The organism is Pseudomonas sp. Xaverov 259 (assembly GCF_019352915.1).
GTDB lineage: Bacteria > Pseudomonadota > Gammaproteobacteria > Pseudomonadales > Pseudomonadaceae > Aquipseudomonas.
The window spans coordinates 370,618-371,018 of record NZ_JAAAFV010000057.1; the positions used below are offsets into that span (position 1 = coordinate 370,618).

2 tRNA genes are annotated in these 401 nt (G+C 51.6%); both read right to left on the reverse strand.

The window, feature by feature from the left end:
• Nucleotides 1-60: 60 nt before the first annotated feature.
• Nucleotides 61-136: transfer RNA gene (locus tag K0H48_RS24495), tRNA-Ala, on the reverse strand.
• Between the two features lie 30 nt (nt 137-166).
• Nucleotides 167-243, reverse strand: a tRNA-Ile gene (locus K0H48_RS24500).
• Nucleotides 244-401 lie beyond the last annotated feature (158 nt).

The window sequence follows — 401 nt, forward strand, 5'->3', positions numbered from 1 at the left end:
CATTCATCATCAACCTGATGGAATGCTCATTTCTAAGCTTTCATAACGTAGAAGCAGTAGTGGTGGAGCCAAACGGGATCGAACCGTTGACCTCCTGCGTGCAAGGCAGGCGCTCTCCCAGCTGAGCTATGGCCCCGTATTTCTACAGGCGTTTCCCACACAAAATTGGTGGGTCTGGGCAGATTCGAACTGCCGACCTCACCCTTATCAGGGGTGCGCTCTAACCAACTGAGCTACAGACCCAATTTCGAGCTGCTAAGGCCGACCTCACCCTGCTCTTTACCACAGAGCATGGGGTGCGCTCCAACCAACTAAGCTACAACCCTTTAGGCTGCTTCTTATCGTCTTCTTCAATGAATCAAGCAATTCGTGTGGGAACTTATGGAGCAGCTGATGTCGTC